This is a genomic window from Aquirufa sp. ROCK2-A2 (assembly GCF_054558485.1).
Map to the genome: position 1 here is coordinate 113765 of NZ_JBPXKA010000009.1, position 16510 is coordinate 130274.

The window sequence follows — 16510 nt, forward strand, 5'->3', positions numbered from 1 at the left end:
TTTTATTTTATTTTTGACTGTTCTGAATTTATGTTTTTTCTATGAAATCCCCATTATTTGTAACCATTATTGTTCCCATTTATAATGTAGCAGCGTATTTACCTAAATGTTTGTCAAGTTTAGTAGGACAGTCGTATCCGCATTTGGAAATTATTTTAGTAAATGATGGTTCCTCAGATAACTGCTTGGAAATATGTGAATCTTTTGCCAAAATAGATGACCGAATTGTTATCATTAATCAAGAAAATGGGGGAATATCTTCGGCCAGAAATGTAGCATTGGACATTGCTAAAGGTGCCTTTATTGCTTTTGTTGATGCGGATGATTTTATACACACTGATTTTGTTTCTCTTTCTGTTGCAGCCTTATTGGAAACGAAATCGCAGATTTCCTTCGTGAATTATAAAACATTTGCAAGTGATGAAATTATTTCGGAAAACACTTATGATCTCCCAAATAGTGAAATTGTGTTCAGCCCTCAAGAAGTGATATTGAATTTTTATCAAACAAATAATCTAAATACATTTGTTACGGTAAACGGAAAATTATACGCACAAGAAATATTCGAAGGACTAAGATTTCCTGTGAGGCAAATGTTTGAAGATGAATCTATTAATTATCTTCTGGCCTATCGGGCAGATAAAATTGTTTATTTGACAAAACCACTTTATTTTTATTTGATTCGAATGGGTAGCGAATCCAATAAGCCGTTTTCCTTGAAAAATTTTAAGAAACATGAGGTATTTGAAATTAGAATCGATTATTTTCAACATGTAAAGGATTCAAAATTGGTCAACGAAACAATGTTTGCCTATTTAAAACTTCTCATAAGCGATTCTATTAAACTGAAACTCCATTTTCCTGAAGAAGATGTACTTTTTAAAATCTTGATGGACAAGTACCGGAAAGGTTATCTGAAATTATTGTTATCGAACATCAGTATAACAAGAAAGTTTTATATCCTTTTATTAATTCCTAGTTTTGTGCAGTCAAAAGCATTTTTCAAGTTAAGAAATTTGTTCTTTTCTTTTCATGTTAAATTTGGCAGATATTTTGAACAAAAAACGCAGATTCATCCATAGTGTATAAGCTATTATTTAAGCCTTCTTTCGATTTTCTTATTTCACTAGTTCTACTTATCGTGCTATCGCCATTTATTGGGGTAACCATATTCATTTTATTCATCACTAACAAGGGGCAGGTATTTTTTACTCAAATGAGGCCAGGTTTACATGGTAAGCCTTTTCGGATCATTAAGTTAAAAACCATGACGGATGCAAAAGATACAAATGGAAATTTATTGCCAGATTCAGAACGACTAACTTGGATCGGTCAAAAGGTGCGCGCTTTATCTTTGGATGAGCTGTTGCAATTGGTGAATGTCTTGAAGGGCGACATGAGTTTGGTGGGGCCTAGACCTTTGTTGATGAAATATTTACCGAGGTATTCAGAAAAACAATCAAAAAGACATAATGTTCGTCCAGGGATAACTGGCCTAGCACAAGTTAATGGACGAAATGCCATCACTTGGGAACAGAAATTTGAATTCGATGTGGAATATGTGGAACAACAATCCTTTCTCTTGGATTGTCAAATACTGCTCAAAACCCTTTTGAATGTTATCCAACGAAAAGACATTAACTCCAAAGACCATGCTACCATGGGGGAGTTTTTAGGGAAAAGGGATTAGTATTTAGGTATTAGTTATTAGTGTTTAGTTATGTTTCTTCTTTTCACTTTTCTCTTTTCCAGTTTTCTCTTTTCCAGTTTTCACTTTTCCTGTTTTCTCTTTTCCCGTTTTCTCTTTTCTAATAACTAAACACTAACAACTAATAACTAAAAAAACCACTCCCCTCCACCTGCAACTTTACCCAATCATAGGTTTGCTTTAAACCAATCACCAAGGGGTGCGAAACCGACCAGCCCATTTTCTCTGCATACAATGTATTGTCCGAATTTCTGCCACGAACTCCCATCGGGCAAGGGAAGCCGTATTTTTGGATAAAATCCTCCCCGCAGATATTTTGGATCTTAATTTGTTTGCCCGAAATATCAATCGACATTTGAGCTAATTGATTAATCGATTGTAATTCTTCTGATCCAATATTGACAGGTCCGGCAAAATCACTTTCCATCAATCTCAAAACTGCTTCAACGCATTCATCAATGTACAAAAAGCTTCGAGTTTGTAAGCCATCTCCCCATACTTCTATGGATTCTCCATTATTCGCTTCTGCAACCTTTCTGCACAATGCTGCAGGTACTTTTTCTTTACCACCTCTCCAAGTTCCATGAGGGCCAAAAATATTGTGAAATCGAGCCACTCGGACATTCAGCTGATAATTTTTTTGATAGGCAAAATACAAGCGTTCACTAAATAGTTTTTCCCAACCATATTCAGAGTCGGGACTTGCTGGATAAGCCGTTGATTCTTTGCAATTGGGATTATCCGGATCTAATTGATTATGTTCTGGATAGATACAAGCGGAAGAAGAATAAAAGATTTTTTTTACTTTTTTCTTGACACTTTCATGTATAACATTCAAATTGATTAAAACAGAATTATGCATGACATTGGCATCATTAAAGCCTGTAAACAAATACCCCGCTCCACCCATATCGGCTGCTAATTGATACACCTCATCACAATCTTCGGTTATGACCAATTCAACAGATTTTGGATCAGTTAAGTCGCATTGAATGAATTCATGACAAATTTCATCATGAAGGAAGAATTCGTGATTTTTAATGTCAGCAATTCGAACGTGACATCCGTTTTCTTTTAATTTTTTAGCTAAATGCCCCCCAATGAAACCACCTCCGCCTAGAACAATTACATTTTTCATCTGCTTTAATTTAGAACTTTTCAATATCTAATGACCCATTATATCAATGTCCATCGGTTGTTTAATTTACCCCAATGTTTAATGAAATAAAACGCTTGATAAAGGTAAGCTTTTTTGCATTGTTCCTTTTAGATTTTATCCAATGAGATTCGGGATAGATAATCAATGGTTTTTTTCTCACTTCACTTTTCTCTTTTCTAGTATTCTCTTTTCTAGTTTCCTCTCTTCTTGTTTTCTCTTTTCTTCTCTTTTCTTCTCTTTTCTCTTTTCTTCTCTTTTCTCTTTTCTAGTTTTCTCTTTTCTAGTTTCCTCTCTTCTTGTTTTCTCTTTTCTTCTCTTTTCTCTTTTCTTCTCTTTTCTCTTTTCTAGTTTTCTCTTTTCTAGTTTCCTCTCTTCTTGTTTTCTCTTTTCTTCTCTTTTCTCTTTTCTTCTCTTTTCTCTTTTCTCTCTTCTCTTTTCTTCCTAAATTAGAATTTTAATTCCTATTTAAACGATGAAAAAATACAATGTGGCCATTGTGGGCCTAGGTTTTGGTGCCGAATTTATTCCTATTTACTTGAAACACCCTTTGGCAAATATGTATGCTATCTGCCAAAGAAACGAAGAAAAACTACATTCCATTGGTGATGCCTATGGAATTGATAAAAGATATTCCGACTTTGATGAGCTAATTCAAGATCCTTTGGTGGATGTGGTGCACATCAATTCCCCGATACATTTACATGCTCAACAAACTATTGCTGCACTTTTAGCCGGAAAACACGTGGCTTGTACCGTTCCGATGGCTACCTCCGTGGAAGAATGCAAGGCTATTGTGGAAGCAAGTAAAAAAATGGGCAAAAAATACATGATGATGGAAACCGTGGTCTATTCCCGCGAATTTTTGTACATCAAAGAATTATACGAAAAAGGCGAATTAGGGAAAGTGCAATTCCTGAAAGCTACCCACCAACAAGACATGGATGGATGGCCAGATTATTGGCCGGGTTTACCTCCGATGCATTATGCTACACACTGCGTGGGACCTGTGGCTGGATTATTACGCTTAGAAGCAGAATATGTTTCTTGCTTTGGTTCAGGGACTATCCGAGAAGAATTAATTTCACATTATAACTCACCTTTTGCCATCGAATCAGCACATATTAAATTCCGCGATTCCGATTTGAGCGCCCATGTGTATCGCTCATTATTTGATGTGGCTCGTCAATATAGAGAAAGTTTTGAGGTATATGGTTCCAAAAAATCGGTGGAATGGCCACTGATTGAAGGCGAAGAATTAGTTGTACATACAGCCAAAAAACCAGAACCTGAAATTCCAGAAAAGGTGCCAACCCCTGATTTTGCCCATTACTTACCAGAAGAAATTCAACGTTTTACTACCAAAGGTGTTTATGACGAATCGGATAATACACACTTGTCATTTACCCAAGGTGGAGGCCACGGTGGTTCTCACCCGCATTTAGTGAATGAATTTCTACAAGCATTGGCTGCTGATCGTGATCCTTTCCCAAATGCACCACAATCTGCTAACTGGACGTCAGTGGGTATTTTAGCCCATGAGTCGGCTTTACAAGGTGGCGCTTTGATTGAAATTCCTAAATTTTAAATTTAATAAATGCTCCTTATGACAAATGAGGAGCATTTTATATACTAAACCTATGAAAAAACTTGCATTATTTTTGCTTCTTTTGCCAACTTTGGCTTTTTCTCAACGTCGTTTAGAATTGTTGTTTTTGGGCGACAATGGTCATCACAAACCATTTGACCGCTACCCTGCTTTGCAATCTGCTGTGGGTGTAAAAGGAATGAACGTTACCTATACCGAATCTTTGAGAGATTTGAACGAAAAATATTTAAACAAATTTGATGCTTTGATCATTTTTGCCAACCATGATTCTATTCCAGCCATTCAAGAAAAGGCTTTATTGAATTATGTAGCATCCGGCCATGGTTTGGTAGCGATTCACTGCGCATCTTTTTGCTTTAGAAACTCCAAAGAGTTTGTTAAAATGGTGGGTGGACAGTTTTGGCGCCATAAAATGGATTCCATTCGTGTCAAAAATGATTTGCCTAATCATCCAGTGTTAAAAGGTTATCAAGAAATCAAAACCGTAGATGAAACCTATTTGCATAGTCAATTACAAGCGGATAATGTGGTTCTTCAGTCGAGAATCATTGGAAAAGAGCAATCGAAAGACAAACCTGGTCAAAGCCTTGAGCCTTATACTTGGGTGAGAAACTATGGTAAAGGAAATGTATTTTACACGGCTTATGGACATGATGAAAGAACCTGGGAAACGGAATCTTTTCAGCATTTGATTACCCAAGGTATTCTACATGCAGTTGGTGCTGAAAAAAGAGCATTGGTTGAAAAATTAAATTTAGTCAACTTGAATTTCCGTGAAGCTAAACTACCGAATTACGAAAAAAGACAGGGTCCACAATTGCAGCAACTTCCGTTGAGTCCTGAAGAATCGGTTAAATTTACGCAAGTGCCTGTCGACTTTAGTTTAGAGGTTTTTGCGGCAGAACCCAATGTCATGCACCCGATCGCTATGACGTGGGATGAAAAAGGATTATTGTATGTGTTGATTACCAAAGATTATCCGAATGAACGCAAGGAAACGGGTGGAAGCGATTATATCTTACGATGCGAAGACACCAATGGTGATGGGAAAGCTGATAAATTTACCCGATTTGCGGATGGATTAAGTATTCCAACTGGAATGGTTTTTGCCAATGGAGGTTTAGTGGTTTCACAAGCGCCTCACATTTTGTTATTGAAAGATACCAATGGAGATGGGGTGGCAGATGAGAAAAAGAAAATCATTACGGGCTTTGGAACATTTGACACACATGCGGGTCCATCCAATTTGCATTATGGATTTGATAACTGGATTTGGGGCTCAGTGGGTTATTCGGGATTTGTTGGAAAAGTAGGAGAAGACAGTTTGAAATTCTCTCAAGGCTTTTTTAGATTCAAAGCCGATGGTTCCAAATTGGAATTCATGACCAATACATCCAATAATACTTGGGGTTTTGATTTCAACGAAGCTGGAGATGTTTTTGGATCAACTGCCAATAATTCACATGGTTGGTACATGCCAATTCCTAATAGAAATATTTGGCAAGCACCATTTACTTTAAGTGGCAGTAAAAGTACAGATACGCACAAAGACATGAAAACCATTACAAAGCGAGTGCGTCAGGTGGATGTTTTTGGTGGTTATACAGCTGCAGCTGGACATAATTTTTATTCGGCGAGAGCTTTCCCAAAAAAATATTGGAATAAAATGGCTTTCGTAACAGAACCAACAGGCCACGTAGTTCACCAAAATAACATGGTGGCGACAGGTACGGATTTCAATGATAAAGAAGGATTTAATTTCTTGGCAAGTGCTGATGAATGGGTTTCGCCTGTATTTGCTCAGGTAGGACCAGATGGAGCACTTTGGATTGCGGATTGGTATTCCTTTATTATTCAGCACAATCCAGTACCTAAAGGATACGACAATGGGTCAGGAAATGCCTATGAAACCGATTTAAGAGATTTTACCCATGGTAGAATTTATCGAGTGGCCTACAACGAAGCACCGAAATACACCGCGCCGAATTTATCTACTCCAGAGGGCTGTATCGCTGCGTTAGGTAATTCGAATTTGTTTTGGAGATTACAAGCCCAACGCTTATTGGTAGAAAGAGGCCAAAAGGATATTGTTCCTGCCTTGATTTCAGTGTTGCAAAATTCCAAAATAGATGAAATTGGACTAGCTCCAGCTGCGATTCATGCTTTAAGAACCTTAGAAGGCTTGGGTGCTTTGGAGGATATAAGAGTGAAAGTAGCTTTAACTGCAGCATTGACGCATAAATCTGCTGCCGTTCGTAAAAATGCCGTGCAGGTGTTGCCAAGAACCGCGGCTTGGGCGAATGTATTATTGAGCAAAAATTTGTTGGCAGACAAAGATTCTTTGGTCGTATTGAATACGGTATTAGCCTTCATCGAAATGCCTAACAGTTCAGCCATTGAAACAGCCGTTATGGCGAAAATTATCAAAGAGCAAGAAAACAAGGATCGTTGGTTACCAGAAGCCTATACTGCTTATTTGATGGCACATGGTGAGACTCGTAAAATGGCATTTTTGGCAAAAGAAGGTGCAAAAAAAGGTGCTGTAGTAGCAGAAAGGTTAGCGAAAGCAGGTAACAATCCGAAGATAGATGGATTGGTTGAAGGCATAGATTTAGTTGTTGAGGAAGTGCAGATTCAAAGAGGAAGTTTCAAATTAAGAGAATATAGCACTTTTGTCATCCGTGTGAAGAATAGAGGAAAGGTGGCTATTGCGAAAGGAACTCCTGTTCCATTAGTGGTGAAAATTGAAGGTCAAGGCAGAAGAATGGATTATGAGTCATATACATTTGTGGATGGAATTGCTTCAGGAGAAACGGTTTCTGTGACTCGAAATAATAATGGACCTTGGGTAGGGAATTTGGGATGGACAGCTGATGCGCCTGGAAAATATGAATTGGAAGTCCAATTGGATAGAAGTGCGGTATTAGGCGAATCGGATTTATCCAACAACAAATATCATTTAGCAATTGAAGTTGCGAAAGGTCCTAGTTTGAATGTTTATGCAGTGGAAAAGATTTTCAGAGGTGGTGCGAACGCTTGGTCGGGTGAGGAGATGGTAGCAAATTTAAAGCGCATCCAAGAAGTAGGAAGTCCAGTTTTTGGAGCTGCTTTGAAAGGCGCTGCAGTTTGGAATAATAAAAAAGATCCAGGCTTGTCTACTAGTTCTAAAGAATTCATTCAGCAATTGGTCGAAAAAGTTCGTCCGGTAGATGCGGAGCATTTGGATCGTTTGGCATCTGTTTGGAAGATTGAAACGAAGAAATTGGATGTCAATGTAGTTCGTATTCATTTAAAAACGGTTCGTGAGGCAATGAAATACGATTTAAAAGAATTTTCCGTGCCAGCAGGATCAAAAGTGGAAATAATTTTTGAAAATGTGGATGCAATGCAACACAACTGGGTGTTGGGAGCAATGGGAAGCATGGAAAAAATTGGTGCAGCTGCAGACAAGATGATTACTTCGGCGGATGGTTTAGCGAAAAATTATGTTCCTGAAATGCCAGAAGTGTTGGCTTACACCACCTTGGTGGAATCGGATGGGGTGGTAAAAGTGGTATTCAAAGCTCCTTCTACTAAAGGCAATTATCCTTATTTATGTACTTTCCCGGGTCACTGGAGAATTATGAACGGGGTGATGAAAGTGGAATAGAAGATAGAAAACTAGGAAAGAGAAAAATTGAAGAATATAATAAAAATCACCCTACCAACCGGTGCCTGAGGCTCTCGAAGGCACCGCTGAAGAAGATAGAAGAGAGAAAACTGGAAAAGAGCAGAGAGAAAAGAGAAAAAGCGCTCGGATGTGCCGATTGTGCACTATGAATAGAACTTTAATTCATTAGAAAATTTTCTTACTTCTCTCTTTTCATTATCTTTTTTCACTTTTCTCTTTTCTCTTTCCTATTTTCTTCTTAATTTTGCACCCCAAATAAAAATTGATTATTAACTAAAGTTCAGCATGTTAGCCCAACATGTTGATGTAATTCGGGCGACAAATATGTCAAAACAACCAAAAGATTTCGACTGGGATTTAGTTGAAGGAAAAGGATTCGGTGGAAATTACTCTGCTGATCAAAAAGCACAAATGGAAGCCGCAATTGAGGCTACATTGAATTCAGTTACTGAAAAAGAAGTAGTAAAAGGTATTGTTGTAAGTAAAACAGACCGCGAAGTTATCGTAAACATCGGATTTAAGTCTGACGGTTTAGTATCTGCTTCTGAATTCCGCGATATGCCGGATTTGAAAGCAGGAGACGAAGTTGAAGTGTACATTGAGAATCAAGAAGATTCAAATGGACAATTGATTCTTTCTCGTAAATTAGCGAAGGTAATGGGAGCTTGGACTAACATCGAAAGAGCGTTAGAAGAAGATACAATCATCAATGGTTTCGTTAAACGTCGTACAAAAGGTGGTTTAATTGTTGATATTTTTGGAATCGAGGCATTCTTGCCAGGTTCACAAATCGATGTTAAGCCTATCCGTGATTTCGATATTTTTGTTGGTAAAAATATGGAAGTTAAAGTGGTTAAAATCAACCACACAAATGATAACGTAGTTGTTTCTCATAAAGTATTGATCGAAAAAGATCTTGAGGCTCAACGTCAAACTATCTTAACTAACTTAGACAAAGGTCAAGTATTAGAAGGTGTAATCAAAAACATGACTAATTTCGGTGTGTTCATCGATTTGGGTGGTGTAGATGGTTTACTTCATATTACAGATATCTCGTGGGGACGTATCAACCATCCACAAGAGGTGTTGAAGTTAGATCAAAAAATCCAAGTAGTAGTTTTAGATTTCGACGAAAACAAGAAGCGTATTTCTTTAGGCATGAAGCAATTACAAGCTCATCCTTGGGAAGCATTAGCTACTGATGTTGAAGTTGGATCTAAAGTGAAAGGTAAAATTGTTAACGTTGCAGATTACGGTGCTTTCTTAGAAGTATTGCCTGGCGTTGAAGGTTTGATTCACGTTTCAGAAATGTCTTGGTCACAACATTTACGTAATCCACAAGATTTCTTAAAAGTAGGTGATGAAATGGAAGCTGTTGTATTAACATTGGATCGTGCTGAGCGTAAGATGTCATTGGGTGTTAAACAATTAACAGAAGATCCTTGGACTAAAACTGACTTACTTTCTAAGTATGCAGTTGGAACAAAACATAAAGGAACCGTTCGTAACTTAACGAACTTCGGTTTATTCTTAGAATTAGAAGAAGGAATTGATGGTTTAGTACACGTTTCTGATTTATCATGGACGAAGAAAATCAAACATCCATCTGAGTTTGTTAAAGTTGGAGATGCTTTAGACGTTATCGTTATCGAATTAGATGCTGAGAATCGTCGTTTAGCTCTTGGACATAAGCAATTAGAAGAGAATCCTTGGGATACTTTCGAAAGCGTTTTCACAGTAGGATCAACTCACAAAGCAACTGTTATTTCTAAAAATGACAAGATGGCTGTTTTAGAGTTACCTTACGGTATTGAAGGATTATCTCCATTCAAACAATTAGTGAAAGCAGATGAGTCGACTGCGGAAGTAGGTGAGTCATTGGATTTCGTGGTAACTGAATTCCAAAAAGATGATCGTAAGATTATTCTTTCACACACTCGTACGTTCACAGAAGCAACTGCAGAAGAAACTGCTGCTGCTACTGCTGCTGCAAAACCAGAGAAGAAAAAAGCGGCTAAAGCTACTGAAAAAGTAACTGTTGCAGCTGAAAAATCTACGATGGGAGATATCGGTGCACTATCTGCTTTAAAAGAGCAAATGGAAGGCGCTGAAAGAGAACAAGCGATCAAAAAATTAGAGAAAAAATCTAAGAAAGCTGAGTAATCAATCCTCAAAACACAAAGGGCACAAAGTTTGAAACAAGAACACAAAATATTGTTTCAAACTTTGTGCCTTTGTGTTTACTAATTAATAACTCTTTTTATTCCATCCTTTAAAAGAGGACTATTGAAATTGATTAATAGACCCAATTTGAATTTCCCGATTTTTAGATAAGTCAATAACTGGGCTAGGTGAATGTCCAGAATACTACTAGTAGATTTTACTTCAATCACTACTTTATTTTCAATCAATATATCTACCCGATATCCACATTCCATTTTGATTGTTTCGTAGATGACAGGCAGTGTTTTTTCTTTCTCTACTATGTACCCTAATTTTTGTAGTTCATAGACCAAACAGTTTTGTTACACATTTTCCAATAAACCGGGTCCTAAAGTTTTATGAATTTTAAATGAAAGGTCTATGACCTTTTTTACAATATCATTTTCATACATTTTTTATCCTTCTTTGATTAATTTGATTTTGCAAAAAAAGATAAATACTAGTATTTATTGATGATAAAAACTGATATTTAAAATCAGGAATTAGATATTTTGAATACTAAATGAGTAGCTGGTGATGGAATCAAATTTCTCCCCAGCGCGTAAAACAGTTGTTGGAAATTGAGGTTGATTAGGGGAGTCTGGGAAATGTTGGGTTTCAAAACAAAAAGCAATTCTACGAGCATAATTGATGCCCATTTTGCCAGTTAAACGGCCATCTAGGTTGTTTCCCGTATAAAATTGCATCCCTGGTTCGGTGGTTCGAACCTCCAAGGTTCTCCCAGATATTGGTTCATAGGCACTCGCTACTAATTCAAATGCATTTAGGGATTTTTCAAAAGCATAGCAATGATCATAACCACCACCTTTGGCTATTTGATCATGGTCTGCGTCTATTTCTAAACCGATTTTTTTCGGCAGAGTGAAATCAAAGGCATTCCCTTCAACGGGCATTAGTTCTCCGGTTGGAATGACTGTTTCATCCACAGGTACAAAATGTTTGGCATGAATTTGTACTTCATGATCCATAATACCTCCTTTGATATTCCCAGTTAAATTGAAATAGGTATGTTGTGTTAAATTGAGAATGGTTGTCTTGTCAGTCTTCGCCTCATAATGAATATCGAATTCATTATTTTCTTTCAAGGTGTAGGTTAGCTGAACGTCTAAATTCCCTGGATATCCTTCTTCTCCATCTTTGGAAAGATAGGTCAAAACTAACTTCGCTTCTCTTTCATCGCTACTCGCTTCTAGTACTTTCCAAACCACTTTGTCGAATCCTTTTAAGCCACCATGTAAATGATTTCCTTTGTTTTGTGCAACTAATTGATATTCTTGCCCCTCTAAAGTGAATTTACCCTTTGCAATTCGATTGGCATATCGGCCTACTGCTGCTCCGAAAAATGGACTATCTTTTTCATATTCTTCCAAGGTGTCAAATCCCAAAACGACATCTTCTATTAAGCCATTTTTATCTGGTGCAAGTATTTTAGTGATAATACAGCCATAGGTCATGATTTGTACTTCAAGGCCATGTGAGTTGCTTAGTGTATAAAGTTCGACGGATTCGCCGTTACGACTTGTGCCAAATGCTTGGGAAGAAATTTGCATGATTGAATTTGTCAACAATTGAATTATAAAACACTGAATTTGTAAATGGTTTTTGAGCGATAGGTTTCTCCGGGCTTTAAAACCGTTTTGGGGAAACGAGAATGATTGGGAGAATCAGGATAATGTTCCGTTTCTAAACAAAAACCTGTCCGATGTTGAAACTTGTTTCCTGATTTTCCTTTGACTGTTCCATCTAGAAAATTTCCGGAATAAAATTGCACAGCAGGTTCAGTCGTTATGACTTCCATAAACCTACCCGAGTTTGGCTCATATACTTCCGCAATGGAATGCAATGAACTCGTATCTTTGGCAATCCAACAATGGTCATATCCTTTTCCGTATTCCAGTTGAGTATCTTTAAGATTGATCCGTTCACCGATTTTATGTGTTTTGGTGAAATCAAATGGAGTGTCCTTTACCTCTTTTGCGGAGCCCGTTGGAATTAAGCCTTTGTCGATGGGTAAAAATTTATCTGCCTTGATAGTCAATTCGTGATTCAAAATAGGCAGCTTAAAATTCCCGGAAAGATTGAAGTAGGCATGATTGGTTAAATTGACGACAGTGGATTTATCCGTTGTGGCCGTATAAGCAATTTCTAATGCATCATCTTTTTTTAGGGTATAAACAACCTGAACATTTAAATTCCCTGGATAACCTTCTTCTCCATCTTTCGACAAATAATTTAATACCAATTTGGGTTCTTCACCTTCCACTGTTTTTGCCTTCCAAATTACCTTGTCGAAACCTTTTAAGCCTCCATGTAAAGAATTTTCTCCATTGTTCACGGCTAACGTGTAACGTTGACCTTCCAAAATGAATTTTCCTTTTGCAATTCGATTTCCGTACCTTCCTACCAAAGCCCCAAAATAGGGTACTCCTTTGATATAGTCGGATAAGGAATCGCAGCCAAGAGTTATGTCGTCATATGTTCCATTCTTATCAATTGCTGTCCAATAAACAATGGTTCCTCCATAGTTGCTTATTTTCACGGTCATGCCGTTTTGATTGGTCAACGTGTACAAATCCACCTGTTGTCCATTCGCCAATTGACCCCAAGCTTCCTTACTAATTTGTGCGGCAGGTTTCTGATTGTCAGAACAAGAAAATATTACAGAAATAATGCTTAAGATTCCTAAAAGTGTCTTTGTTTTCATTTTACCAAAAAATAACATAGATTAAAATAAAGAAGCTAATAATGGCAATGGATCCAATTCTAAATGATTTAGATACGTTGAACCATTCTCTTTTTACTTCAAATGCATTGGGATGATCTTCTCCTTTTAGAACTAAATAACTAATAATCACTTGAACCAATACGCAAATCCAAAAAGCAATTCCCATTCGATTTAAAAATGGCATTTCTGGGAAGCCAATTTCCAAATAAGTGGAAAGAATAATGCTTAAAATAGCTGCTACAATGGCACCTTGCGTACTATTTTTCTTCCAAAAGAATCCTAATAAGAAGATAGATAAAATACCTGGCGAGATGTATCCCGTGTATTTTTGAATGTATTCGTAGGCTTGTCCAAGGTTTTTCAATTGTGGGCTAATCACTAAAGCAATAGCAAAGGCAACCACAATGGCAATTCTGCCTACCCAAACAGTATTTTTTTCGGATAAATTAGGGTTGAAAAATTTCTTGTGAATATCTAACATATAAATAGTCGAAATACTATTGGCTTTACCAGCTAAACTTGCGACAATAGCAGCCGTAAGTGCAGCAAAGGCCAATCCCTTTAAGCCAACTGGTAGTAGATTTAAGAGAACGGGGTAGGCATTATCCGGCTTGATGATTCCATTTTGCGTAATTCCATTCACGATGGCTGGCTCTGCATTTTCTTGAAAAATAACGTAAGCAGCAAGTCCGGGTAGTACCACAATAATAGGCATCAACATTTTCAAAAATCCAGCGAACATAACCCCATTTCTAGCCGTTTTGATATCTGCTCCCAATGCTCTTTGGGTCATGTATTGATTACAGCCAAAATAATTCAAATTATTGATCCATTGGCCCCCGATGACAAACATCATTATCCCAGGTAATTGTTTGTAAGCGTCAATAAAACCTCCTTTTCCATCATATACTTGGTATTGATTTGGACTGAACATCATGTGTAAATGACTATCAGCTTTTTCCTTAATCAATGAAATTCCTTCCCAAATGCCGGCACCTGTTCCAACTCGATTCGACAATAATTCCAAAGCCAAATAGGTGGTGGCTAATCCGCCGAAAATAAGGCAAACTACTTGAATGACATCGGTATATCCTATGACTTTCATGCCACCGAGGGTAATGATTACCGCAAATATGGTTAGGAAAATAGCACAGCTCATGAAGGAGAATCCCGTCATTTTTTCTAAACTTAATCCCCCTAAATATATAATGGAAGTAAGGTTAACGAAGATGTATAAAAACAGCCAAAAAATGGCCATCATGGTGGCTAATTGGTCATTATATCGTTTGGATAGAAATTGTGGCATCGTGTATATCTTGTTATTGAGATACATGGGCAAGAAATAGGTTGCAACAATTAATAAAACCACACCACCAAAAATTTCATATACCGAAATGGCGATTCCTAATTGAAATGCTTGGCCACTCATGCCAATAAATTGTTCCGCGGAAATATTAGAAGCTATGATGGATGCTCCGATGGCCCACCAAGTCAATGAACCTTCTGCCAAGAAGAAATCTTTACTGCTGTCTGATTTGCTTCCTTTGTTTTTATAAATCCAATAACCGTAAGAGGCTACCACAACAAAATAGATAAAAAATATGGTGTAATCGAGGGTTTCTAATCCGAGTTTCATGCTAGGTTTATTGGTAAATTTTCAATTTGTTCTAAATTATCTTTAAAAAATGACATCTGCAATTTTTCGAAATATGTTTTGTCATGGATTTTTTCAAACGCCAATTGAATTCATGGACAAAAAGTTGAATTATATAAATATGATTACTTGATTTGTCGATTAATTTAATATCCTAATTGTTAATTCATAGGTTTTATTCGAGAATTATACGAACTTGAACTTGTGTTCACTCTCAATTTTCAATGAATCTATACAAAGCTTGGCTACATTGGGCATTATTTTTTTCAATCCAATTATTGATTGAAAATTCCATTAAAATGCCCTTGTTTGATGGTAATGTCCATTTGTCATTATCGTTTCTTTTTTTAATTAATACCTCTTTACTATTTTGGAAAGCAAATTTTAAGCTATTCTATTTATTTCAAGTTTTGAGTATTATTGTTTTTTTGGTAGCACTTTTACCTCATTTTTACTTTTTTAATATATATAGTTTTTTGGGTAGGATTAATTATGTCTGGCTAAAACCTAAAGAGTTTTCCTTAATATTTATCTATTTCATTTTTGCTTTGTTTGTGGTTTATGTATTAGCCAAAGCACAATTTAATTTGGTAAAAGATCATTTAAATTACTCATATGAAATCACTTGTTTATTTGTTTTTTTAGTTTGCTTTCGATTGGTTGTCCATTTGAAAATTGTTGACCGAATGGGGTTTGCCTTTTATGTTAAGGGGGTGAATGAAAACAAGTTGGATATGTTTAGAGATGATTACGACCTTTATCGGCAAGGTGCTAATGCTATTCAAAACTTTACCTGTAACAATCAAGCTGCTATTAGTCCTACCATTCGATTTATGGGAGATAATTCACATAACAAAGAATTGTTATTGATTATGGAAAGTTGGGGAGAACTTTTTAATCCCATCAATCAGAAGGAATGTATGGAATATTTGAATCAATACATTCAAGACTCAAAGATACTTTCATCGCAATACGATATTCAATTTGGACAAACTTGTTTTCATGGAAATACTTCTTCAGCAGAAGCCAGGGAATTATTAAATATGAATAATGAGGAGTCTTACAGGGCCTTTCTTGAATTTTCTCACACCTCCAAATACAATATCGTCGCCAGTAAATTAAAATCAGGTTATCATACTATTGCTTCTTTTCCTGCGTCTAAACAATATGGGAGTAACCATAGTAATGCGGAAGGATTTCGAAAAAAACTTCAATTTGATAGCAGGTCTTATTATGAAGAATTGATTAAAAACAAAACGGCAAAAGTAAATTATGAAAATGGTTATACTTCTGTATTTGATGAAGATATGATTGATACATTAATGAATGAAAGCAGGAATTATGTTAAGGTATTTGCCTATGGTTTAACGATTAATACGCATACCCCTTTTAATTTGGATATGTCCAGGGTTAATCGAAAAGAGTATTTAATCACAAAAAAAATCCTTCTCAAAGATTTTAATGATAATGAACATGCTTTTGATCAATTTTATCGAATTGCCAGTACGATCAAATATGCCTTAAAACGTTTGGAAAAGGAACCAGGCTTGTATGATAGCATTTTATTTGTGGGAGACCATGCTTATCCAGACCTTCGTTGTTTGAATTTGTATAACAAAGAGGAGGTACCTTATTTATTGTTGACAAAAAAACGATAATCGGAAATTTGCTCCATATCATTTATTAAAATTTCAAGAAATTGATTTGTGTTTTGGAGAATTTTGACCAAATTTACTTTTGTCTTTTTTAAAGTCATCTTTGGTAG

Annotated in this window: 11 protein-coding genes; 6 read left to right on the forward strand and 5 right to left on the reverse strand. The window is 36.5% G+C overall.

The genetic code is table 11. The features are described from left to right. Positions 1-41 precede the first annotated feature (41 nt). The gene (locus V7S76_RS11460; protein ID WP_459510245.1) at positions 42-1082 is read left to right on the forward strand and encodes a glycosyltransferase family 2 protein; all 1041 of its coding nucleotides are present in this window, start codon (positions 42-44) and stop codon (positions 1080-1082) included. Next, positions 1082-1690, forward strand: coding sequence for a sugar transferase (locus tag V7S76_RS11465; RefSeq protein ID WP_459510246.1), 609 nt, complete (start codon positions 1082-1084; stop codon positions 1688-1690). The genes V7S76_RS11460 and V7S76_RS11465 overlap by 1 nt, the downstream gene beginning before the upstream one ends. Positions 1691-1829: 139 nt before the next feature. Here V7S76_RS11465 and V7S76_RS11470 read toward each other — a convergent pair whose 3' ends face one another. Continuing rightward, positions 1830-2846 (reverse strand): NAD-dependent epimerase/dehydratase family protein, encoded by a 1017-nt coding sequence (locus V7S76_RS11470; RefSeq protein ID WP_459510247.1) that lies wholly within the window; start codon positions 2844-2846, stop codon positions 1830-1832. Between the two features lie 493 nt (positions 2847-3339). Here V7S76_RS11470 and V7S76_RS11475 point away from each other — a divergent pair, with 493 nt between their 5' ends. From V7S76_RS11475 to rpsA, 3 genes are all read left to right on the forward strand, one after another. After that, positions 3340-4452, forward strand: coding sequence for a Gfo/Idh/MocA family protein (locus V7S76_RS11475; RefSeq protein ID WP_459510248.1), 1113 nt, complete (start codon positions 3340-3342; stop codon positions 4450-4452). Positions 4453-4504: 52 nt separating this feature from the next. Next, positions 4505-8122: a PVC-type heme-binding CxxCH protein gene (locus V7S76_RS11480; RefSeq protein ID WP_459510249.1), complete on the forward strand. Its 3618-nt coding sequence runs from the start codon at positions 4505-4507 to the stop codon at positions 8120-8122. Between the two features lie 345 nt (positions 8123-8467). After that, on the forward strand, positions 8468-10306 hold the full coding sequence (gene rpsA / locus V7S76_RS11485) for a 30S ribosomal protein S1 (RefSeq protein WP_459510250.1): 1839 nt from the start codon (positions 8468-8470) through the stop codon (positions 10304-10306). 80 nt (positions 10307-10386) lie between these two features. Here rpsA and V7S76_RS11490 read toward each other — a convergent pair whose 3' ends face one another. The 4 genes from V7S76_RS11490 to V7S76_RS11505 form a co-directional block, all read right to left on the reverse strand. Continuing rightward, positions 10387-10659: a GxxExxY protein gene (locus tag V7S76_RS11490; RefSeq protein WP_459510251.1), complete on the reverse strand. Its 273-nt coding sequence runs from the start codon at positions 10657-10659 to the stop codon at positions 10387-10389. Positions 10660-10848: 189 nt separating this feature from the next. Further along, positions 10849-11916 carry an aldose epimerase family protein gene (locus tag V7S76_RS11495; RefSeq protein ID WP_459510252.1) on the reverse strand — a complete coding sequence of 356 codons (1068 nt, stop codon included), beginning with the start codon at positions 11914-11916 and terminating at the stop codon, positions 10849-10851. A 23-nt stretch (positions 11917-11939) separates the two neighbouring features. Further along, positions 11940-13070: an aldose epimerase family protein gene (locus V7S76_RS11500; protein ID WP_459510253.1), complete on the reverse strand. Its 1131-nt coding sequence runs from the start codon at positions 13068-13070 to the stop codon at positions 11940-11942. A gap of 1 nt (position 13071) precedes the next feature. Then, positions 13072-14727: a sodium/sugar symporter gene (locus V7S76_RS11505; protein WP_459510254.1), complete on the reverse strand. Its 1656-nt coding sequence runs from the start codon at positions 14725-14727 to the stop codon at positions 13072-13074. A gap of 242 nt (positions 14728-14969) precedes the next feature. Between V7S76_RS11505 and V7S76_RS11510 the strand changes: the two genes are divergently transcribed. After that, positions 14970-16403: an LTA synthase family protein gene (locus tag V7S76_RS11510; RefSeq protein WP_459510255.1), complete on the forward strand. Its 1434-nt coding sequence runs from the start codon at positions 14970-14972 to the stop codon at positions 16401-16403. The last annotated feature ends 107 nt before the right edge of the window (positions 16404-16510 follow it).